Annotated in this window: 17 protein-coding genes; 10 read left to right on the top strand and 7 right to left on the bottom strand. The window is 51.5% G+C overall.

Annotated features, from left to right (window positions below; all coding sequences use genetic code 11):
* Nucleotides 1–3 precede the first annotated feature (3 nt).
* The 3 genes from rarA (at nt 4) to AAEY27_RS14380 (ending at nt 4,180) form a co-directional block, all read left to right on the top strand.
* The gene (gene rarA, locus AAEY27_RS14390; RefSeq protein WP_342321315.1) at nt 4–1,347 is read left to right on the top strand and encodes a replication-associated recombination protein RarA; all 1,344 of its coding nucleotides are present in this window, start codon (nt 4–6) and stop codon (nt 1,345–1,347) included.
* 91 nt (nt 1,348–1,438) lie between these two features.
* Nucleotides 1,439–2,731, top strand: a complete 1,293-nt coding sequence (serS, locus tag AAEY27_RS14385) for a serine--tRNA ligase (protein ID WP_342321313.1) — start codon at nt 1,439–1,441, stop codon at nt 2,729–2,731.
* A gap of 300 nt (nt 2,732–3,031) precedes the next feature.
* Nucleotides 3,032–4,180 carry an MFS transporter gene (locus tag AAEY27_RS14380; RefSeq protein WP_342321312.1) on the top strand — a complete coding sequence of 383 codons (1,149 nt, stop codon included), beginning with the start codon at nt 3,032–3,034 and terminating at the stop codon, nt 4,178–4,180.
* Nucleotides 4,181–4,223: 43 nt separating this feature from the next.
* Here AAEY27_RS14380 and AAEY27_RS14375 read toward each other — a convergent pair whose 3' ends face one another.
* From AAEY27_RS14375 to AAEY27_RS14365, 3 genes are read right to left on the bottom strand one after another with little or no spacing between them, the layout of a single operon-like run.
* Complete coding sequence (locus tag AAEY27_RS14375) at nt 4,224–5,300, bottom strand: PrpF domain-containing protein (protein WP_342321311.1); 1,077 nt, start codon at nt 5,298–5,300, stop codon at nt 4,224–4,226.
* Nucleotides 5,301–5,309: 9 nt separating this feature from the next.
* On the bottom strand, nt 5,310–6,023 hold the full coding sequence (locus AAEY27_RS14370; RefSeq protein ID WP_342321310.1) for a 4-carboxy-4-hydroxy-2-oxoadipate aldolase/oxaloacetate decarboxylase: 714 nt from the start codon (nt 6,021–6,023) through the stop codon (nt 5,310–5,312).
* Nucleotides 6,020–6,760, bottom strand: coding sequence for a PIG-L deacetylase family protein (locus AAEY27_RS14365; protein ID WP_342321308.1), 741 nt, complete (start codon nt 6,758–6,760; stop codon nt 6,020–6,022). The genes AAEY27_RS14370 and AAEY27_RS14365 overlap by 4 nt, the downstream gene beginning before the upstream one ends.
* Nucleotides 6,761–6,890: 130 nt before the next feature.
* Between AAEY27_RS14365 and AAEY27_RS14360 the strand changes: the two genes are divergently transcribed.
* The 3 genes from AAEY27_RS14360 to AAEY27_RS14350 all read left to right on the top strand — a co-directional run bounded on the left by AAEY27_RS14360 (nt 6,891) and on the right by AAEY27_RS14350 (nt 10,567).
* Nucleotides 6,891–8,126 (top strand): LysR family transcriptional regulator, encoded by a 1,236-nt coding sequence (locus AAEY27_RS14360; RefSeq protein WP_425294682.1) that lies wholly within the window; start codon nt 6,891–6,893, stop codon nt 8,124–8,126.
* A 235-nt stretch (nt 8,127–8,361) separates the two neighbouring features.
* Nucleotides 8,362–9,195, top strand: a complete 834-nt coding sequence (locus AAEY27_RS14355) for a fumarylacetoacetate hydrolase family protein (RefSeq protein ID WP_342321307.1) — start codon at nt 8,362–8,364, stop codon at nt 9,193–9,195.
* A gap of 196 nt (nt 9,196–9,391) precedes the next feature.
* A complete protein-coding gene (locus tag AAEY27_RS14350; RefSeq protein ID WP_342321305.1) occupies nt 9,392–10,567 on the top strand; it encodes an MFS transporter in 1,176 nt (391 codons plus the stop codon).
* 71 nt (nt 10,568–10,638) lie between these two features.
* On the opposite strand, the gene pflA is transcribed toward AAEY27_RS14350, so the two are convergent.
* The 4 genes from pflA to ycaO all read right to left on the bottom strand — a co-directional run bounded on the left by pflA (nt 10,639) and on the right by ycaO (nt 16,932).
* Complete coding sequence (gene pflA, locus AAEY27_RS14345) at nt 10,639–11,379, bottom strand: pyruvate formate lyase 1-activating protein (protein ID WP_342321303.1); 741 nt, start codon at nt 11,377–11,379, stop codon at nt 10,639–10,641.
* Between the two features lie 194 nt (nt 11,380–11,573).
* Complete coding sequence (pflB, locus tag AAEY27_RS14340; RefSeq protein ID WP_342321301.1) at nt 11,574–13,856, bottom strand: formate C-acetyltransferase; 2,283 nt, start codon at nt 13,854–13,856, stop codon at nt 11,574–11,576.
* 51 nt (nt 13,857–13,907) lie between these two features.
* Nucleotides 13,908–14,765, bottom strand: a complete 858-nt coding sequence (gene focA / locus AAEY27_RS14335) for a formate transporter FocA (RefSeq protein WP_342321299.1) — start codon at nt 14,763–14,765, stop codon at nt 13,908–13,910.
* A 406-nt stretch (nt 14,766–15,171) separates the two neighbouring features.
* A complete protein-coding gene (gene ycaO, locus AAEY27_RS14330; protein ID WP_342321297.1) occupies nt 15,172–16,932 on the bottom strand; it encodes a 30S ribosomal protein S12 methylthiotransferase accessory factor YcaO in 1,761 nt (586 codons plus the stop codon).
* A gap of 138 nt (nt 16,933–17,070) precedes the next feature.
* On the opposite strand from ycaO, the gene AAEY27_RS14325 reads away from it, so the two are divergent.
* The 4 genes from AAEY27_RS14325 to cmk all read left to right on the top strand — a co-directional run bounded on the left by AAEY27_RS14325 (nt 17,071) and on the right by cmk (nt 21,211).
* Nucleotides 17,071–17,763 carry a DUF421 domain-containing protein gene (locus tag AAEY27_RS14325; RefSeq protein ID WP_342325583.1) on the top strand — a complete coding sequence of 231 codons (693 nt, stop codon included), beginning with the start codon at nt 17,071–17,073 and terminating at the stop codon, nt 17,761–17,763.
* 162 nt (nt 17,764–17,925) lie between these two features.
* Nucleotides 17,926–19,011: a 3-phosphoserine/phosphohydroxythreonine transaminase gene (serC, locus tag AAEY27_RS14320; RefSeq protein ID WP_342321296.1), complete on the top strand. Its 1,086-nt coding sequence runs from the start codon at nt 17,926–17,928 to the stop codon at nt 19,009–19,011.
* Between the two features lie 67 nt (nt 19,012–19,078).
* Nucleotides 19,079–20,362 carry a 3-phosphoshikimate 1-carboxyvinyltransferase gene (gene aroA, locus AAEY27_RS14315; protein WP_342321294.1) on the top strand — a complete coding sequence of 428 codons (1,284 nt, stop codon included), beginning with the start codon at nt 19,079–19,081 and terminating at the stop codon, nt 20,360–20,362.
* A 165-nt stretch (nt 20,363–20,527) separates the two neighbouring features.
* Nucleotides 20,528–21,211, top strand: coding sequence for a (d)CMP kinase (gene cmk, locus AAEY27_RS14310; RefSeq protein ID WP_342321292.1), 684 nt, complete (start codon nt 20,528–20,530; stop codon nt 21,209–21,211).
* The last annotated feature ends 56 nt before the right edge of the window (nt 21,212–21,267 follow it).

The following is a 21,267-nucleotide window of genomic DNA, read 5'->3' as shown; positions in this document are numbered from 1 at the left end:
TGCATGAGCAACATGTCGCTCGATTTTTCCGAGAACGCGTTTCAACCTCTGGCCGCCCGTATGCGGCCAGAAAATTTAGCGCAGTACATTGGCCAGCAACATCTTCTGGCTGCCGGCAAGCCTTTGCCTCGCGCCATCGAAGCCGGGCATTTGCACTCCATGATCCTCTGGGGGCCGCCGGGTACCGGGAAAACCACGCTGGCAGAAGTGATTGCCCGTTATGCCAGCGCGGACGTCGAGCGTATTTCCGCCGTCACGTCTGGCGTGAAAGAGATCCGCGAAGCCATTGAGCGCGCGCGTCAAAACCGCAATGCCGGGCGGCGCACCATTCTGTTTGTTGATGAAGTCCATCGCTTTAACAAAAGCCAGCAGGACGCGTTTCTGCCGCATATCGAAGATGGCACCATCACCTTTATCGGTGCGACGACTGAAAACCCCTCTTTTGAACTTAATTCAGCACTACTGTCTCGCGCGCGTGTATACCTGCTGAAATCCCTGACGACCGAAGATATTGAGCAGGTGTTAACGCAGGCGATGGAAGATAAGGCGCGTGGCTACGGTGGGCAGGACATTGTTTTGCCGGATGACACACGACGGGCCATCGCCGAATTGGTTAATGGCGATGCGCGCAGGGCGTTAAACACGTTGGAAATGATGGCGGATATGGCGGAACTGGATGATACCGGTAAGCGCGTATTGAAGCCGGAACTGTTGACCGAAATCGCGGGCGAGCGCAGCGCGCGTTTCGACAACAAAGGTGACCGCTTCTACGACCTTATTTCCGCGTTCCACAAATCTGTGCGGGGCAGCGCGCCGGATGCCGCGCTCTACTGGTATGCCCGCATTATCACGGCCGGTGGCGATCCGCTGTACGTTGCTCGCCGCTGCCTGGCCATCGCTTCCGAAGATGTTGGCAATGCCGATCCCCGAGCGATGCAGGTCGCTATTTCCGCCTGGGATTGTTTTACCCGTGTCGGCCCGGCCGAAGGCGAACGCGCTATCGCGCAAGCGATCGTTTACCTGGCCTGCGCGCCGAAAAGCAATGCCGTTTACACCGCGTTTAAAGCCGCCTTGGCCGACGCGCGCGATCGCCCGGACTTTGACGTGCCAGTTCACCTGCGCAATGCGCCGACCAAGCTGATGAAAGAGATGGGCTACGGTCAGGAATATCGTTACGCGCACGATGAGCCCAATGCGTATGCCGCCGGAGAAGAATATTTCCCGCAAGAATTGGCACAAACACGCTATTACCGTCCCTCCAGCAGAGGCCTTGAAGGCAAGATTGGCGAAAAGCTCGCCTGGCTCGCTGAACAGGATCATAAAAGCCCTATAAAACGCTATCGCTAGTGCGGGCGTTGCGGTAAGGTTACGCCTCATACCCACGATCGCAGGCTGCGGTCGTGTTCTTTTATTTCAATTCGATAAGCACAGGAAAAGCATGCTCGATCCCAATCTGCTGCGTACCGAGCCAGACGCAGTCGCTGAAAAACTGGCACGCCGGGGCTTTAAGCTGGATGTAGATAAATTACGTGCGCTTGAAGAGCGTCGTAAAGTTCTGCAGGTCAATACCGAAAACCTGCAGGCAGAGCGTAACTCGCGATCGAAATCCATTGGCCAGGCGAAAGCACGCGGGGAAGATATCGAGCCTTTACGCCTGGAAGTCAACAAACTGGGTGAAGAGCTGGACGCGGCGAAAGCCGAGCTGGAAACCCTGTTGGCGGAGATCCGCGATATTGCGCTGACCATCCCAAACCTGCCAGACGATTGCGTTCCTGCGGGTCGTGATGAGAACGACAACGTCGAAATCAGCCGCTGGGGCACTCCGCGCCAGTTTGATTTCGACATCCGCGATCATGTGACCCTTGGTGAAATGCACAGCGGCCTGGATTTTGCCGCTGCGGTAAAACTGACCGGTTCCCGTTTTGTGGTGATGAAAGGGCAGATTGCCCGCATGCACCGCGCGTTGGCGCAATTCATGCTGGATCTGCACACTGAACAACACGGTTATGCGGAAAATTATGTGCCGTATCTGGTCAACCACGACACATTGTATGGTACCGGCCAACTGCCGAAATTTGCTGGCGATCTGTTCCATACCCGTCCGCTGGAAGAAGAGTCAGACAGCAGCAATTACGCGCTGATCCCGACGGCTGAAGTCCCGCTGACTAACCTGGTGCGTGATGAGATCATCGACGAAGACGATCTGCCGATTAAAATGACTGCGCATACGCCGTGCTTCCGCTCTGAAGCAGGTTCCTACGGCCGTGATACACGTGGTCTGATTCGTATGCACCAGTTCGACAAAGTGGAGATGGTGCAGATTGTTCGCCCGGAAGATTCCATGGCGGCGCTGGAAGAGATGACCGGTCATGCAGAAAAAGTGCTGCAACTGCTCGGTCTGCCGTACCGCAAAATTCTGCTGTGCACCGGTGATATGGGCTTTGGTGCCTGCAAAACCTACGATCTGGAAGTGTGGGTACCTGCGCAGGATACTTACCGCGAAATCTCTTCCTGCTCTAACATATGGGATTTCCAGGCGCGGCGTATGCAAGCGCGTTGCCGCAGCAAGTCCGACAAGAAAACTCGTCTGGTACATACGCTGAATGGTTCCGGGCTGGCAGTTGGTCGTACGCTGGTTGCCGTGCTGGAAAACTACCAGCAGGCAGATGGCCGTATTGAAGTGCCGGAAGTGCTGCGTCCGTATATGAACGGGCTGGAGTACATCGGTTAATCGCCGTTTCTGAATCTTTCCTGAAAGCGCCTACGGGCGCTTTTTTATTGCTTATTTTTCAGCACGGTTAAGCGATAAATCATCATGAATTTTTTCAACTGATAAATTTGCTACTCTTCTGGAATATCACTTACTAATCAACAAGCTGAATTATTCCTCATCGGCTAAGTCGTGATAGTGGATAAGTTTTACGAATCGTCGTTACGTAAAACGCCTCAGCGCCCAAAAACCGTGGATTGACAATGTTTTTGCCAGTGGCATGATGCGCACGAATTCTGAACTTCCTCACGGTTTTTACCCATGACCACCTATACCCGGCCAGTGCTGTTATTGCTCTGTGGCTTGATGCTGTTGACGCTGGCGATCGCGACGCTGAACACGCTCGTGCCCCTTTGGCTCACCCATGAAAATCTGCCGACATGGCAGGTGGGCATGGTTGGCTCCTCCTATTTCACCGGTAACTTGCTGGGTACGTTATTGACCGGGCGTGTTATTCGTCGGTTGGGCTTTAATCGCAGCTATTACATCGCGTCGCTGATTTTCGCGGTGGGCTGTGTGGGGTTAGGGCTGATGGTCGGCTTCTGGAGCTGGATGATTTGGCGTTTTATCGCTGGTGTGGGCTGCGCGATGATTTGGGTTGTCGTGGAAAGTGCCTTGATGTGCAGCGGCACGTCCCGCAACCGTGGCCGCCTACTGGCCGCCTATATGATGGTTTATTACGTGGGGACCGTTCTCGGTCAGTTGATGGTCAGCAAGTTATCAACGGAGTTGATGAATGTGCTGCCGTGGGTCACCGGCCTTGTGCTGGCGGCGATTTTGCCGCTGTTGTTTACCCGCATCGTCAACCAGCACAGCGAAGAGCAAGCGGCGACATCAGTATGGCCGATGCTGCGCCTGCGCCAGGCGCGTCTTGGCGTGAATGGCTGCATTATTTCTGGAATTATTCTCGGATCGCTGTACGGCCTGATGCCGCTGTATCTCTCCCATCAGGGGATTAGCGATTCAGGTATCGGTTTCTGGATGGCACTGATGGTGAGCGCGGGCATCGTGGGTCAATGGCCGATTGGTCGTCTGGCAGACCGCTTTGGCCGCCTGCTGGTGTTGCGCGTGCAGGTGTTTGTGGTGATCGTCGGTTGTTTTGCCATGTTGGGCAGCGCTGCGATGGCACCCGCGCTGTTTGTGCTGGGTACCGCGGGTTTTACGCTTTACCCGGTGGCGATGGCCTGGGCCTGTGAAAAGGTGGAGCATCATCAACTGGTGGCGATGAACCAGGCGCTGTTACTGAGCTACACCATTGGTAGCCTGCTTGGCCCGACACTGACCGCGATGCTGATGCAGAGCTATTCAGACAGCCTGCTGTTTATCATGATTGCGGGTGTATCGCTGGTTTATCTGGTGATGCTGATGCGCAAAGCCGGTCAGCATCCGACGCCCGTTGCTCATGCGTAATGTTTTCCATTCCGGATGTGCGCTCGCGCCATCCGGCTGTTATTCAGGGCCAGACATGTGCGGGGATCATCACTTCCCCGGCAAAAAGTAAGCGTGCGGTGCGCAGCAGATGGCAACCCAGCAGCAATCCTTCAGGTGACAACGCCACATCAATGCTCAACACCCCGGAAGGGTGCTGCAGATCAACCGTAATACTTGTTGTCGTAGGTGGCGCAGTAAAATCTGCGCCGAGTGTGCCTGGCGTCAGCAACGCACTGGCGACACTGATGGCGGCAAACACGCCAATTGCGCGGTGGCACCGTTGTGCGGAAAAACTGCGAGTGATAATTCTGTTTGCTACACCTGATGTTGAGAGCAGCACAACTTTAGGCACTGACCGTTGCGACACCTCACCCAATCCCATTCGCTCACCCGCGGCGAGACGAATGGCGTCGATTTTTTGCATTAATGCGCCATCTTGTTCCAGTAACTCAGGTGGCTCATGCCCTTGCAGACCGAGTGCGTTAGCGCAAAGAAGCACCACTGGCATCCCGTTATTAATACAAGTGACATCGATATCCAGAATACTTTCGCGCTTTTGCCCAGTGGGAAAAGCCAGGCGCGGATCGTCTGTTGTGAGAGAAGGGAAGAAGAGTTCAATGCCGCCAGCGCTCCCCGGAACGCCGGCAATATGAACATTGCCCTGGTACAGCACGCCGTCGCTATCACAAGGCACATTCACGATGACCCGCTGCCCGGTATTTTCCATAAATACCCGCACGGGCGTTAATGGCGGCGTAAGCGCAACCAGGTTTCGCTCCAGGGCAAACGCGCCGACGGCGGCCAAAATATTGCCGCAGTTTTGCCCATAATCTACCCACGCCTGGTCGATTTTGACTTGCGCAAAAAGATAATCAACATCGCAGTCCGCGTGGGATGAAGGTTTAACGATGGCGACCTTACTGGTTAAGGGGTCTGCACCGCCAATGCCATCGATTTGCCGCGGATCGGGAGACCCCATCACGGATAACAGCACCGCATCACGCTGTCTTGTGGATGCAGGTAAATCCTTGTGTAAGAAACAAGTGGCTTTTGATGTCCCACCTCTCATTAATAAACACGGAATTCTTCGCTGTGGCATGAGGTTATTTTAGGGCTCTATATCTCCGGGGTTGTCATAGTAGCATAACCCTTTCTCGCGCAATTTTTCGCGCATGCCATAGATATCCAGACCCAGCTCACCCTGTGCGAGGCGTTGGCGTTTTGTTTCTTCATTTTCCGCCCGCGCCTGCGCTTTTTTCAGCACCTCTGCGGCCAGTGCATGGGGAACAGCCACCACGCCATCATCATCAGCGACAATCATATCGCCCGGTACGACAAGCACGCCGCCGCAAATGACAGGCACATTCACCGAACCGAGTGTCTCTTTTACCGTCCCTTGCGCGCACACGGCACGTGACCAAACGGAAAATCCCATATCGCGCAGTGTCTGGGTGTCACGTACGCCAACATCGGCAATCAGGGCGCGCACGCCATGCGCCAACAACGATGTCGCCAGAAGATCGCCGAAAAAACCATCTGTACAGGGAGATGTTGCGGCCACAACCAGAACATCGCCCGGCTGACATTGTTCAACTGCCACATGGAACATCCAGTTATCTCCGGGAGTGACCAGAACCGTCACTGCATTTCCCGCGATGCTAACCGATTTCTGTATTGGGCGAATTCGCGCATCCAGTAATCCCTGTCGGTGGAAAGCTTCGTGGGTAGTCGCCACCCCTGCACGCGCAAAGCTTTTAATCACATCCGTTGTACTACGCGGGATATTACGGATCACCACGCCTTTTTTATTCACCAGACTCATGCCAGTTTCTCCGTCACTCGGGGATAAATGCTCTGGAAACCTTCTGCGTGGCTTATCGCTTTGTGACTGGTGATACCGATATTGCGTTTTGCCTGGACGCCACGCTGCAACGCGACTCGCGTGTAGTATTCCCACAGATGCTCTTGCCCGCGCATACATTGAATGGCGGCATATTTTCTTTCCCAGACTTCGCTGATATTGAGCAATACATCGGGTTTCCAGTTGCATTGTTCAGGCTGATGCGGCTCAAAACAGTAAACCGGCGGTGCTTCCAGCACTTTTTCACCCGGCCGATAGCCTTCCGCCTGGGCAATGATGCGTGCTTCCATCGCCAAATTAAACGCCAAAGGATGATCGTAGTTATAGGGATCCTGCATCGGGTGGGTCAGAACAAAATGGGGCTGTACACGGCGATAAACATCTGCAAGGCGCAGCAAGATTTTTTCATCAGCGCGTAAGGGATAATCACCCAAATCGAAGAATTCGATCGTTGCGCCGAGCAGCTCTGCGGCGTGTTGCGCCTCTTGTTGCCGTGTTTCTTTAACGGCTGCTTCGGTCACATTGCCTTTGCGCCATAATTTTGCCGATTCGCCACGTTCGCCGTAGGAGAGACAAACGATATGCATTTGGTAACCTTGTTGTACATGTAGCGCGATTGCGCCGCCCGCGCGCCACACAAAATCCGCGCTATGGGCGCTGACCACCAGCCCGCTTTGGGTATCTCTCTTCTCTGACATCATTTATTTCCTCTCTTTATCATTCATGCAGAATGGCATAGAGAAACACGCGTTCAGTCATGCCAAAACTTGTCATGGCTATGATTTCTATTTATGTTCGTGGCAATTGAATCTTTTTCGGTCTGAAAAAATGCAACCCCAAAATAAAGAAAAAACGCTCAATATCATGCAGATAAAGTTTTTTTGCCAAATTGCCCGCCGTGGCAGCATTTCGCGCGCTGCTGATGAACTGTTCAGAACCCAGTCTGCGGTCACCCGCGCGATGCACGATTTGGAAGCCGAGCTGGAAGTCACTTTGTATGAACGTCATTACAACGGCATGGTATTGACGGATTACGGCAAGCGTTTATTACCCAGAGCGCAAACGGCAATGGACGATTTGCATTTGATTCCCGCCTTACTGGCGAAATTGACTGATCGCACCGCGAACCGTGAGCAAACCGAACCCGTTTGGCTATTTAATACCCGGCGGCTGGAGATTTTCCTCCATCTCTACAAGATGAATCACACCCGCACGGTGGCTGAGAAGTTAGGTATTACGCAACCTGCGGTAAGCGCGGCACTCAAAGTGCTGGAGAATGGGGCAGGGATAGCGCTGTTTCGCCGCACACCCGGCGGAATTAAACCGACCATTGCGGCGGATATTATTTATCCCAACATTAGCCGGGCCTGCAATGAACTGGCGCATATTCGAGATGATATTGCCGCCTGTAACGGTCTGTTGACCGGGCGAGTGCGCATTGGTGCTTTGCCGCTAAGCCGCTCGCAAATCCTGCCTCAGGCGATCGCCACATTTCAGGCGCAACACCCGGCCATTACGATTGCCACCAATGAAAGCCCGTATGATGCGCTGCTCGCTGAGCTTCGTGCAGGTGATATCGATTTCATTATTGGCGCACTTCGCCACCATGAGCCTCGCTCCGACATCAAGAGTGAAGTGCTGTTCAAAGAAGAGATTATTATCACTGCCCGGGCGGACCATCCACTGGTCGCCGCCTACCGACAGCCGGAAGATTTACTGCAGGCGAAATGGGTGTTGCCGCGTTCGCAGACGCCAGCCCGGCATGCGTTGGAAAAAACCTTCGCCGCGATCGGCATCCCAGCGCCGGTACCACAGGTGGAGACTGGCGATGCTGCAATGGTACGCGGGTTGTTGCTTCACTCTGATATGTTGGCGGTGGTTTCTTCCACACAAATGGCCTATGAGCTGGAAAACAATATTTTGGCCGTTATCCCGGTGGCGCTTCCAAATACCCGACGCGATATCGGTATAACGTTGCGGGCTTCCGGGCTATTAACACCAGCCGCCGAAGCATTACTTCACACAATTCGACTGGATACTCATCCAGCAACAAAAAACGAATAATGTAATTTGCATCACGTTTTTTTTATTAATTTTAGGATCAATAAATAAAAGTCATTCGTTCGGCCGATTTTTTCTACCACAATGCATTGGCATTCGCCTTTCACTGGGCGCGCTTTACATTAAGCAGAATGAATGGATATAAAAAAAACTCATCGCTCTCGATGTTTAATTGATGCCCGGTTACAGCGTGCACATGCTAGCATCCGCTGGTATTACAAAAGCGTTGGAGATGTCAATGAAACTGGCGAATTTTATTTATCAGGGCAAAAAACATTATGGGATTGTTCGCAACAACCATATTGTTGACCTGTTTCCAGTAATGGGAGAAAAATATTCATCCTTGCAGGACTTGCTGGATAAAAATGCGTTGAATGAAATAGCGCACTTTCAATATTGCGATGCGACAATTGGTTTTGACGATGTTCAGTTTCTTCCTGTAATAGATATGCCGGGTAAGATCTTATGTGTTGGAATGAATTACCAAGATAAACGCATCGAGTTTAATGAAAAAAATAAAGCACCCACCATCTTCGTTCGTTTTAATGATTCACAAACCGGACATAATAATTTTATTCAAAAACCAGTAGTCTCTTCTCAATTCGATTATGAAGGCGAACTGGCGGTCATTATCGGTAAAGAGTGTTTTAACGTTTCCGAGAGAGCGTCACTGGAATATATCGCAGGCTACAGTTGTTATATGGATGGTTCTGTCAGGGACTGGCAACATAGCTGGTATACCGCAGGTAAAAACTGGCCGGCAACCGGCGCATTTGGGCCTTTTCTGGTGACGGCTGAGGAGATCCCGGATCCGCAAAATCTGGCGATAAAGACCATTCTTAATGGCCTGGTGGTGCAGGATGATAATACGCGGAATATGGTACATAAAATCCCGGAATTAATTTCCTATATCAGCACCTTTACCCGATTAAAAGCCGGAGATGTCATTATTACAGGATCGCCAGGCGGCGTTGGTATGAAAAGAATTCCACAGCTTTTCTTACAAAGCGGCGATCTTATCGAAGTGGAAATAGAACGTGTCGGTCGATTAAGTAATCGAGTGAGCGCCTGACTATAGAATTGCCACGAGATCTATACTGAGTTTATTTATCACTAGAATGCTCTGCACCCTATAAATATATGAAATAAGGTATCCCATGAAAATTGGATGGTATTCAGATTTATCGCCAGTTGAAAAAAGATCATGGCTGGCCAGTCTTGGCGGCTATGTATTGGATGCATTTGATTCCACGATCTTTTCATTATCAATGCCAATCTTGTTATCGATTGGCTTTTTGGTGAAATCAGAAGCGGGAATATTAAGTTCCGTATCACTGATTGGTAGCGCCATCGGCGGCTGGAGCGCAGGCTTGCTGGCCGATCGCTTCGGACGTATCAAAATAATGAAACTCACCGTTGTCTGGCTGACTGTGTTTACCATGCTGACCGCCTTCTGCGATAACTTTTGGGAATTCTTCGCGTTGCGCTTTTTTCAGGGGTTGGGATACGGCGGTGAGATGATCGTCAGCGGCGTATTGATCAGCGAAGTGATCCGCTCATCATTGCGCGGGCGTGTCGCTTCCACCATACAGAGCGGCTACGCGGTCGGAAACGCACTATCACTCGCTGTCTTGCCTCTTGTCCTGGCGTTTTATCCGCAGGAATCGGCCTGGCGTATTCTGTTCACTATCGGCGTGATCCCGGCAATCGTTGTCTGGTGGATCCGGCAACGCACGCCAGAATCTGCCGTTTTTCTCACCAATAAGCAGGGTGAAAGCAAAGTGAAAACCTCGACCGTGAAAGTGATTTTCGGTCAGAGTTATCGCCGGATTACCGTTACCGCCACGATATTGTCGACCGGTATTTTCGGCGGCGCTTACATCATGATCACCTGGCTTCCTACTTATCTGCGCATGAGCCTTGGATTGCCCGTCACCTCAATGTCCGGCTACCTGCTCGTCAATATTCTGGGCTCACTGATGGGGCCGTTCATCTGTGGTTATATCAGCGACAAATTTGGGCGCTGGAAAACAATCATGCTGTTTCTGGTTCTACAAGCCTGTGTGGTCAGCATCTACATGTTTATGGCGGTGAATTTGGATATCACCTTAGTGCTTGGCTATTTCCTGGGTGCGTTGCAGGGAGGGTTAGCTTCGTCAACGATGCCTGCATTTTCGGAGCTTTATCCAACCAGTATGCGTGGCGGCGGAGCCGGTTTCTGCGCAAGCTTTGGTCGTGGCTTTGGTTCGCTAATGCCTGCGGCGGTGGGGTTTCTTTCGGGTTGGATTCCTTTAGGGGTTGCCATGGGCGCGTTGGCTATCACTTCTTACGCCATTGCGTTTATTGCCTCGCTGACATTACCGGACAGAACAGGTGCGGATTTGAACAGCCTTAGTGAAGAACACCACGCTGGGCCAGAAAAGCATTTGCAACAAACGGAATGATACTTTTAATAAAGCCGTTACTTGCGTAACGGCTTATGACGTTTAGGGAAGGAAATCAGTAACGCGAAATGTCAGTACATCACTTTATGGCCGTACTGCTCCAGAATGCCTTTCACGCGCTCCATCGTCTCTTTCTTCGGTGGGTGAATACCATCCAGTTTGTACTCTTCACCCATCGCCACCCATTTATGTTTACCCAGCTCGTGATATGGCAGCAGCTCGATTTTCTCAACGTTACCCATGTCACGGGTAAATTCACCGAGGCGATGCGCGGAGTCGTCATCATCAGACCAGCCGGGTACGACGACGTAGCGGATCCACACGTTAATATTTTTCTTCGACAGGTATTGCGCGAATTCCAGTGTGCGATGGTTGGAAACGCCGACCAGATTCTGGTGGATTTCATCATTCATCTGCTTGAGATCGAGCATCACCAGATCGGTGACGTCCAACAATTCATCGATCACCGGATCGTAGCGGCGGACAAAACCATTGGTATCAAGGCAGGTATGAATGCCCTCTTTCTTACAGGCGCGGAACCAGTCGCGGACGAATTCAGCTTGTAAAATCGCCTCGCCACCGGAAGCGGTAACGCCGCCGCCGGAGGCATTCATAAAGTGGCGATAGGTGACAACATCCTGCATCAGTTCTTTAACGGTAATTTCTTTGCCGCCGTGCGTGTCCCAGGTATCGCGGTTATGACAGTAGAGGCAGCGCATCAGGCAGCCCTGGAAGAAGGTAATAAAGCGGATGCCCGGGCCGTCGACCGTGCCGCAGGATTCGAAGGAGTGAATGCGACCAATAACTGACATTGCGATGTATTCTCCAGAAGTGGCCCATCCAGGACCTGTGTCTGTGCAGTTTCATTCCTTCTGCACTCAGTCTGTTTTGGCAGGCATCCAGCAAGGGTAAATGGCTGGCAAAGCAGGCTTCAGGTGTTAAAAAGGCCCCACTGACGTGGAGCCTTAAGTGTACGCTTTTTAGTTCGCGATTTCAGTCAATACCATTACATGGTTTGAGTGAAAGTACGGGTAATAACGTCCTGCTGCTGTTCTTTAGTCAGGGAGTTAAAGCGTACTGCGTAACCAGAAACACGGATGGTCAGCTGCGGATATTTTTCCGGGTTTTCCATCGCGTCGAGCAGCATTTCGCGGTTCATCACGTTCACGTTCAGGTGCTGACCACCTTCGATGGAAGTCTCATGGTGGAAGTAACCATCCATCAGACCTGCCAGGTTGGTTTTACGCACTTCGTCGTCTTTACCCAGCGCGTTCGGAACGATAGAGAAGGTGTAAGAAATACCATCTTTAGCGTAAGCAAACGGCAGTTTAGCAACGGAGGTCAGAGAGGCAACAGCACCTTTCTGGTCACGGCCGTGCATCGGGTTCGCACCCGGTCCGAACGGCGCACCTGCGCGACGGCCATCCGGGGTGTTACCCGTTTTCTTACCGTACACAACGTTAGAAGTGATGGTCAGAACAGACTGAGTCGGGATAGCGTTGCGGTAAGTCGTCAGTTTCTGAATTTTCTTCATGAAACGTTCTACCAGGTCAACCGCCATGTCATCAACGCGAGCGTCGTTGTTACCAAACTGCGGGTATTCGCCTTCGATTTCGAAGTCGATAGCCAGACCGTCTTCGTCACGAATCGGTTTAACTTTCGCGTATTTGATAGCAGACAGGGAGTCAGCAGCAACGGACAGACCGGCGATACCGCAAGCCATGGTGCGGACAACGTCACGATCGTGCAGAGCCATCAGTGAAGCTTCGTAGCTGTATTTGTCGTGCATGTAGTGAATCACGTTCAGTGCGGTGACGTACTGTTTAGCCAGCCAGTCCATGAAGTGATCCATACGATCCATTACTTCGTCGAACTTCAGCACGTCGCCTTTGATTGGTTCGGATTTCGGACCAACCTGCATTTTCAGTTTTTCATCAACGCCGCCGTTGATTGCGTACAGCATGGTTTTCGCCAGGTTAGCGCGAGCACCGAAGAACTGCATTTGTTTACCAACAACCATCGGGCTTACGCAGCAAGCAATTGCGTAGTCGTCGTTGTTGAAGTCAGGACGCATCAGGTCGTCGTTCTCATATTGCAGAGAAGAGGTGTCGATGGAGACTTTCGCAGCGAATTTTTTGAAGTTCAGCGGCAGTTTTTCAGACCACAGAATAGTGATGTTCGGTTCCGGAGACGGGCCCATGGTGTACAGGGTGTTCAGGAAACGGAAGCTGTTTTTGGAAACCAGAGTACGGCCGTCAACGCCCATACCACCGATAGATTCAGTTGCCCAAATCGGGTCGCCAGAGAACAGTTCATCATACTCAGGGGTACGCAGGAAGCGGACCATACGCAGTTTCATGACCAGGTGGTCAATCATTTCCTGAGCGTCTTGTTCAGTGATTTTGCCTGCTTTCAGGTCACGTTCGATGTACACGTCCAGGAAGGTGGATACGCGACCGAAGGACATTGCAGCACCGTTCTGAGACTTAACAGCGGCCAGGTAGCCGAAGTAAGTCCACTGAATAGCTTCCTGCGCGTTAGTTGCCGGACCAGAAATATCGCAGCCGTATTTAGCTGCCATCTCTTTGATCTGACCCAGAGCGCGATGCTGTTCAGCGATTTCTTCACGCAGACGGATAGTCGCTTCCAGGTTTACGCCATTTTCCATGTCAGACTGCAGAGACAGGAACTGTGCGTATTTGTCTTTCATCAGGTAGTCGATACCGTACAGCGCAACGCGACGGTAGTCACCGATGATACGACCACGGCCGTAAGCATCCGGCAGACCAGTCAGAACACCGGATTTACGGCAGTTCAGAATGTCTTTGGTGTAAACATCGAATACACCTTGGTTGTGGGTTTTACGGTATTCAGTGAAGATTTTTTTCAGGGCAGGATCCAGCTCGCGGTTGTACGCTTTGCAGGAACCTTCAACCATTTTGATACCGCCGAACGGGATAATAGCGCGTTTCAGCGGAGCTTCGGTTTGCAGACCAACGATTTTCTCAAGCTGTTTGTTGATGTAGCCAGCGTCATGAGAAGTGATAGTGGAGGCAACGGAGGTGTCGAAATCAACTGGCGCGTGAGTGCGGTTTTCCAGTTTAACGCCTTCCATGACTTTGTCCCACAGCTTGGTGGTCGCTTCAGTAGCACCAGCCAGGAAGGACTCGTCGCCTTCATACGGGGTGTAGTTTTTCTGGATAAAGTCACGTACGTTTACTGCGTTTTGCCATTCGCCTTTGGTAAAACCTTCCCAGGCTGAGGCCAATTTTTCATTAAGCTCGGACATGTAACACCTACCTTCTTAAGTGGATTTTTTATTTACTGCCTGAAACAACCATTAATGATGATCGTTACCACGCAGATAAATGACCCAGTATGTCAACCCGACTAACAAGCCTCCACCGATGATATTCCCGATTGTTACGGGAATCAGGTTATCGGTAATGAAGTTCATAATAGTCAGGTGAGAAAAACTTTCCGGGCTGGAACCAACTGCGGTCCAGAACTCCGGGCTCGCGAAATCGCGGATTACGATTCCCATCGGGATCATAAACATGTTTGCAATGCTGTGCTCAAAACCGCTGGCGACAAACATCGCAACCGGTAGCACCATGATCATCGCTTTGTCCATCAAGCTGCGGCCGGAATAACTCATCCATACGGCCATACAGACCATCAGGTTCGCCAGGATACCCAGCGCAACAGCTTCGATGAACGTATGATGTACCTTGTGATCCGCGGTCTGGAGAACATTTAAGCCCCAGCCACCGTTGGCGACCATATACTCGCCGGACAACCACATTAATAAGACAAAGAGCAGTGCGCCCACCAGGTTGCCGACATAGACGTTGATCCAGTTGCGAGCGAGTTGCCCCCAAGTGATCCGCCCGCTGGCTTTCGCCACAACAATCAGTACGGTCGATGTGAAGAGGTCTGCACCACAAATGATGCAAAGAATTAACCCGAGTGAGAAACAGATACCACCAATCAGTTTAGCAATACCGTACGGCATCGTCGCAGTACCGGTCGTGGCGGTAATATAGAAAACGAAAGCAATGGAGATGAACACACCGGCGGTGATCGCCAGGTAAAAAGTCTTCAGCGGATGTTTAGTCGCTTTATAGACACCAGCTTCTTCGGCAACTTTGGCCATCTCTGCTGGAAGTATTAGATCAAAAGGGTTGTCAGCTTTCACACTAACTCTCTCTTTATTAAGTCGGCGACGAGATACTAACAAAGCATTATAGAAGAGAATTTGATATGGATCATATCTCGCCTGGCTTATAGGACCGCAAAGCGCATGGTTTTTTAGCGAATACGGAGTAACTTATTGATTATCAAAATAAAAATAAATTTTAAAAGTTATAAAATGAGTTGAAAAATTTTATACGGCCTCCCAAACAACAGTTAATTAAAATGGGGTAATTACCATAAGAAGTAACAATATTAGATATGTGTAGATGTTAGTATTCACTCATATTTAACTTAATTATTACATATGGAATTCATCGCCAAAATATAATAAAAAAGGGGCAATGAAATTGCCCCGTAATATAACGTAGACCTGTGATTAAGCCTACTTATTGTCGTGGTATTTATTGCTACTTAGACCAGTAAGCAGCTTTAGCGCGTTGTAATTTTTCGTAAGCGGCTAACAAAGACTGATGCGCCGGGAACGCCTGCAAAGAACCATCAGCAGGTTGCAGATCGTAGAACGGCGCTTCGCCGCTTAATGCTGCACTTGCTGCTTCAACGGCCTGCGCGCCATACATCCGTACAAAAGCGTGCAGATATTGCAGCGGTTCGCGCTCTTCTTCCTGAGACAGCAATAACAATGTTTGCAGGCAACGATAATAATTCGCGCGTTCGGCACTGAAGATAGAAGCGTTAAATTCCATCGTCCATTCTGTCCAGGCCAGCGCCTGATCCACATCGCCACCGGCCAGTGCCAGCATTGCTTTTAGTTCGCCAATACGCAGGGTATACCAGCCATTGTCTCTGCCGGTAGCCAGACCCAGCAATTCACGCACACGGGTAAAGTCATCGTGACCTTCATCATCTAACTGCGCGAGAAGGTTCAGATACTCTTCTTTATCCCATTCGCTACCTGGTAGAGAAAGAATAGTTTCGCGCAGATGGCTGCCCATGGTGTTATTCGCTAACCATAGATCTTCAGCCGGATAGATATCCGACATGCCCGGCACCAGAATACGGCAGGCATAGACGCTCAGATGCTCATAATCCGCGATGTACACTTCTTTATCTTCTGCTTTGAAGATGCTCATCAGCGTGGCGAACTCTTCTTCCGTTGTTCCAGCAAAGCTCCAGTCAACAAAAGGATAATCCGCGTCCTGCTTGAACATATCCCAGGAGATCAAACCGCTGGAGTCAATGAAGTGGGTTTCGAGGTTTGCGTGCTCAGCCACTTCTTCGTCATCAAAGGTCGGCGGCGTGAATACGTCGAGATCTTTCAGACCACGGCCTTGCAGCAGCTCTGTCACCGTACGTTCCAGCGCAACGCCGAAATCCGGATGCGCGCCGAAAGAGGCGAAGCAGGTGCCATTGGCCGGGTTGAACAGCACGACGCAAATAACCGGGTATTTTCCGCCCAGTGAGCCGTCGTAAGCGAAAATCGGGAAACCTTCCGCTTCCAGTTTAGCGATGGCTTCCACCACGCCAGGGTAGCGCGCCAGCACTTCTTGTGGGATCTCGGGCAGGCTGATGCTTTCAGCGATAATACGGTTTTTGATATGACGTTCGAAGACTTCAGACAGCCCCTGAACACGGGCTTCATTACGTGTGTTGCCCGCGGACATGCCGTTGGAAACGTACAGGTTGCCAATGATGTTCATCGGGATATAGACCGTCTGCTCATCAGACTGACGAGTAAACGGCAGCGCGCAAATGCCGCGCGCGTCATTGCCGGACTGCAAATCAACCAGCATGCCTGCGGCCAGTTCATTTTCCGGATCGTAAAACGCACGCAGACGTGCATCGAGAATGCCTTCCGGCAGGGAATCGTCTTCCGGCAGCGGGAACCATTTCTCATTGGGATAGTGAACAAACGGCCCCTGCGCGATGGTGTCGCCCAGCCAGAAATCAGCAAAGAAATAGTTAGTGGAAAGACGCTCGAAGTATTCGCCCAGCGCGGAGGCCAGTGCGGCTTTTTTCGTTGCGCCTTTACCGTTAGTGAAGCACAGCGCGCACTCTTTATCGCGGATATGCACAGACCAGACGTTAGGGACGGGGTTCAGCCAGGAAGCTTCTTCGATATTGAAACCGAGGTCGGTAAGCTTTTGCTGAAAGCGAGCGATGGAATCTTCCAGCGCGGCATCTTTGCCGGGAATAAATGTTTGGGTCATGGCGATCACTTTTTTCGTACGTAAAGCGCGCAATGATACGGGTTTTAGGTGACTGGCGCTATCTTCGGCGCTGGCGGGGCGAAAATAAAACTTCTGGCTATGCTTAATGAAAGTAACTCACTGTTCAGGCATAAAAAAATGAAAGCGTTTGACCTGCATCGCATGGCGCTGGACAAGGTCCCCCTGGATTTTTTGTGGGAAGTCGCGCTGCGTAGCCTCTATACCTTCGTTTTGGTTTTTCTCTTCCTCAAAATCACCGGTCGGCGCGGTGTGCGCCAGATGTCATTATTTGAAGTGCTGATCATTTTGACCCTGGGCTCTGCGGCAGGGGATGTGGCCTTCTACGATGACGTTCCGATGCTGCCGGTGCTGGTGGTCTTTATTACCTTGGCACTGCTGTACCGTTTGGTGATGTGGCTGATGTCGCACAGCGAAAAGCTCGAAGATCTGCTGGAAGGCAAACCGGTCGTTATCATCAAAGATGGCGAGCTGGCGTGGGAGAAATTACATGAAGAGAATCTGACTGAATTTGAGTTTTTCATGGAGCTGCGCTCCAGTGGAATCGAACAGTTAGGGCAAGTTCGGCTGGCGATTATGGAAACCAACGGACAACTCAGCGTTTACTATTTCAAGGATGAAGAAGTAAAACCCGGCCTGTGTATTCTGCCTGAAGGCTGTAGCGAACGGTTCACCCGGATACCTGAAGACGGCGACTACGTTTGCGTGCGTTGCAGTAAAATTGTCGCCATGCGGGTGGGGGAACATCAATTATGTCCACGCTGTGCAAATCCGGAATGGTCGAAGGCCAGCACGGCAATTCGTATCACATAACAGGGTTTTTATCGGGCCTTGCTTCGCCGGACAAAACTTTCTGCTATGTGATTCAGCGCACAACTTCCCGCTGGCTCCTATTACCCGTTGCGGCGCGTGACGCTGAATGATAAAACCGATGTCACAGGAATAACTTATTGCTTTATAGCGTGGTGAGGGGAAATGACTCAGGTCTTCAATTTTAGTTCTGGCCCGGCAGTATTACCGGCGGATGTGCTCAAACAGGCGCAACAGGAATTGTGCGACTGGCACGGTCTTGGTACGTCGGTGATGGAAATCAGCCACCGTAGTAAAGAATTCATCCAGGTGGCAGAAGAGGCAGAAAAGGATTTTCGTGAACTGCTGAACGTTCCCTCCAACTATAAGGTTCTGTTCTGTCACGGCGGTGGTCGCGGCCAGTTTGCAGGCGTACCGCTGAACCTGCTGGGTGATAAAACCAGCGCGGATTATGTTGATGCTGGCTACTGGGCGGCGAGTGCGGTAAAAGAAGCGAAAAAATATTGCACGCCGAATGTCATTGATGCCAAAACGACAATTGACGGCCTGCGCGCGGTAAAACCGATGCGCGACTGGCAACTGAGCGATAACGCCGCTTATCTGCATTACTGCCCGAACGAAACCATTGATGGCATCGCTATTGATGAAACCCCCGATTTTGGCGATGTTGTCGTCGCGGCGGATTTCTCCTCTACTATTCTGTCTCGTCCCCTTGATGTAAGCCGTTATGGCGTCATTTACGCCGGTGCGCAGAAAAACATTGGCCCGGCAGGTTTGACACTGGTGGTGGTACGTGAAGATCTGCTTGGCAAGGCGCATCAGGCTTGCCCGTCAATTCTTGATTACGGTGTACTCAACGAAAATGATTCAATGTTCAACACGCCGCCGACCTTTGCCTGGTATCTTTCTGGTTTAGTGTTCAAGTGGTTGAAAAACCGGGGCGGTGTGGCCGCAATGGATGCAATCAACCAGCAGAAAGCCGATCTGCTGTATGGCGTTATCGACGGTAGCGATTTTTATCGCAATGATGTGGCGAAGGCGAACCGTTCCCGCATGAACATCCCTTTCCAACTGGCAGACAGCGCGCTGGATAAAGTCTTCCTTGAAAAGTCCTTCGCCGCCGGGCTTCACGCCCTTAAGGGCCACCGTGTAGTGGGTGGTATGCGCGCTTCTATTTATAATGCGATGCCGCTGGCTGGCGTGCAGGCTCTGACCGACTTTATGGTGGACTTCGAGCGCCGCCACGGTTAATAGCCTGATCGATACTCCCCGCAGCTGAACTGCGGGGTTTTATTTTGTTTGTTGAGAGTGAAGTTGCATGGAATCCCTGACGTTACAACCCATTGCGCGAGTAGATGGCACCATCAATCTGCCTGGTTCGAAAAGTGTCTCAAACCGCGCCTTGCTGCTTGCTGCATTTGCCCGTGGCACCACTGTACTGACCAATTTGTTGGACAGCGACGATGTGCGCCACATGCTCAATGCGCTTACTGCGCTGGGAGTTCATTACACCTTATCCGCCGATCGCACTCGTTGCGAAGTGACCGGTGTTGGCGGCCCGCTGCAATCAGCGGAAAAACTTGAACTGTTTCTTGGTAACGCCGGAACGGCGATGCGCCCGCTGGCGGCGGCACTTTGTCTGGGCACGAATGATTTGGTGTTGACCGGCGAACCGCGTATGAAAGAGCGGCCAATCGGGCATCTGGTCGACGCGCTGCGTCAGGGCGGAGCGCAAATCGATTATCTCGAGCAGGAAAATTATCCACCTCTGCGTTTGCGCGGCGGTTTTACCGGTGGTGACGTGAGCGTAGACGGCAGTGTTTCCAGCCAGTTTTTAACGGCATTGCTGATGACCGCGCCGCTCGCGCCGCAGGATACCGTGATCACCATCAAAGGCGATCTGGTCTCTAAACCTTATATCGACATCACCCTGCATCTAATGAAGACCTTCGGTGTTGACGTTGAAAACCAGCAATACCAGCGCTTTGTCGTGCGTGGCGGCCAACAATACCAGTCGCCGGGACAATACCTGGTGGAAGGCGATGCTTCTTCAGCCTCGTATTTCCTCGCCGCTGCGGCAATTAAAGGTGGCACGGTTAAAGTGACCGGTATCGGGCGCAACAGTGTGCAGGGCGATATCCGTTTTGCTGATGTATTGGAAAAAATGGGCGCGATCGTCGTCTGGGGTGATGACTATATTGCCTGCACGCGCGGTGAGCTGAACGCAATTGATATGGACATGAACCATATTCCTGACGCGGCAATGACCATTGCGACTGCAGCGCTGTTTGCTAAAGGCACGACCACATTGCGTAACATTTATAACTGGCGTGTAAAAGAGACCGACCGACTGTTCGCGATGGCTACGGAGTTGCGCAAAGTGGGCGCGACGGTGGAAGAGGGCGAAGACTTTATTTGCGTGACGCCGCCAGCAAAATTGCAATTTGCAGAAATTGGCACCTATAACGACCACCGTATGGCCATGTGCTTCTCGCTGGTGGCGTTGTCCGACACGCCGGTCACCATTCTCGATCCGAAATGTACGGCGAAAACCTTCCCGGATTATTTCGAACAATTAGCCCGCATCAGCACGCTAGCGTAACTTTACACTTTCCGGGCTGGTGTAAATCAGCCCGTCTCCCGCGCAATTATTCTACACTCAGCCTCATACTCTTCTGTAATTCGCACGCAACAGTAACTTTCGCGAGCTTTGGCGCGTATAATGCGCGGCGTTTATATAACGATATGCCTCGAAAAGGAGAAAAAGATGACGGCAATTGCCCCGGTAATCACCATTGATGGGCCAAGCGGTGCGGGTAAAGGCACGCTTTGTAAGGCGATGGCCGAAGCATTGCAATGGCATCTGTTGGACTCAGGCGCAATTTATCGTGTGTTGGCGCTCGCTGCGCTGCATCACCATGTCGATGTCTCCTCTGAAGAGGTGTTGGTTCCGCTGGCTGCGCACCTGGATGTGCGGTTTGTCTCGATCGACGGCAACCTGGAAGTGATTCTGGAAGGCGAAGACGTTAGCGGTGAAATCCGCACGCAGGATGTCGCGAATGCAGCCTCGCAAATTGCGGCATTTCCACGCGTGCGTGAAGCGTTGTTACGCCGTCAACGCGCATTTCGCGAAGCGCCTGGCCTTATTGCTGATGGCCGCGATATGGGAACGGTGGTTTTTCCTGATGCTCCAGTAAAAATTTTCCTTGACGCCTCTTCTGAAGAGCGTGCGCACCGACGCATGCTACAGTTGCAGGAGAAGGGCTTTAGTGTTAACTTTGAACGCCTTTTGGCCGAGATCAAAGAACGTGACGATCGCGATCGGAATCGTCCTGTTGCACCGCTGGTTCCCGCTGCCGATGCTTTAGTTCTGGATTCAACCAGTTTAAGTATTGAGCAAGTGATTGAGAAAGCGCTACAATATGCTCGCCAAAAATTGGCTCTCGCGTAAGCGACCAAATTCGTAGTACCTGCTGCAATGGAGTGTGAGTAGGCATGTGAAACAAC

The organism is Kosakonia sp. BYX6 (genome assembly GCF_038449125.1).
GTDB classification, from domain to species: Bacteria; Pseudomonadota; Gammaproteobacteria; order Enterobacterales; family Enterobacteriaceae; genus Kosakonia; species Kosakonia calanthes.
The sequence above is the reverse complement of the archived record's forward strand: the minus strand, read 5'-3'. Positions and strand labels throughout refer to the sequence as shown.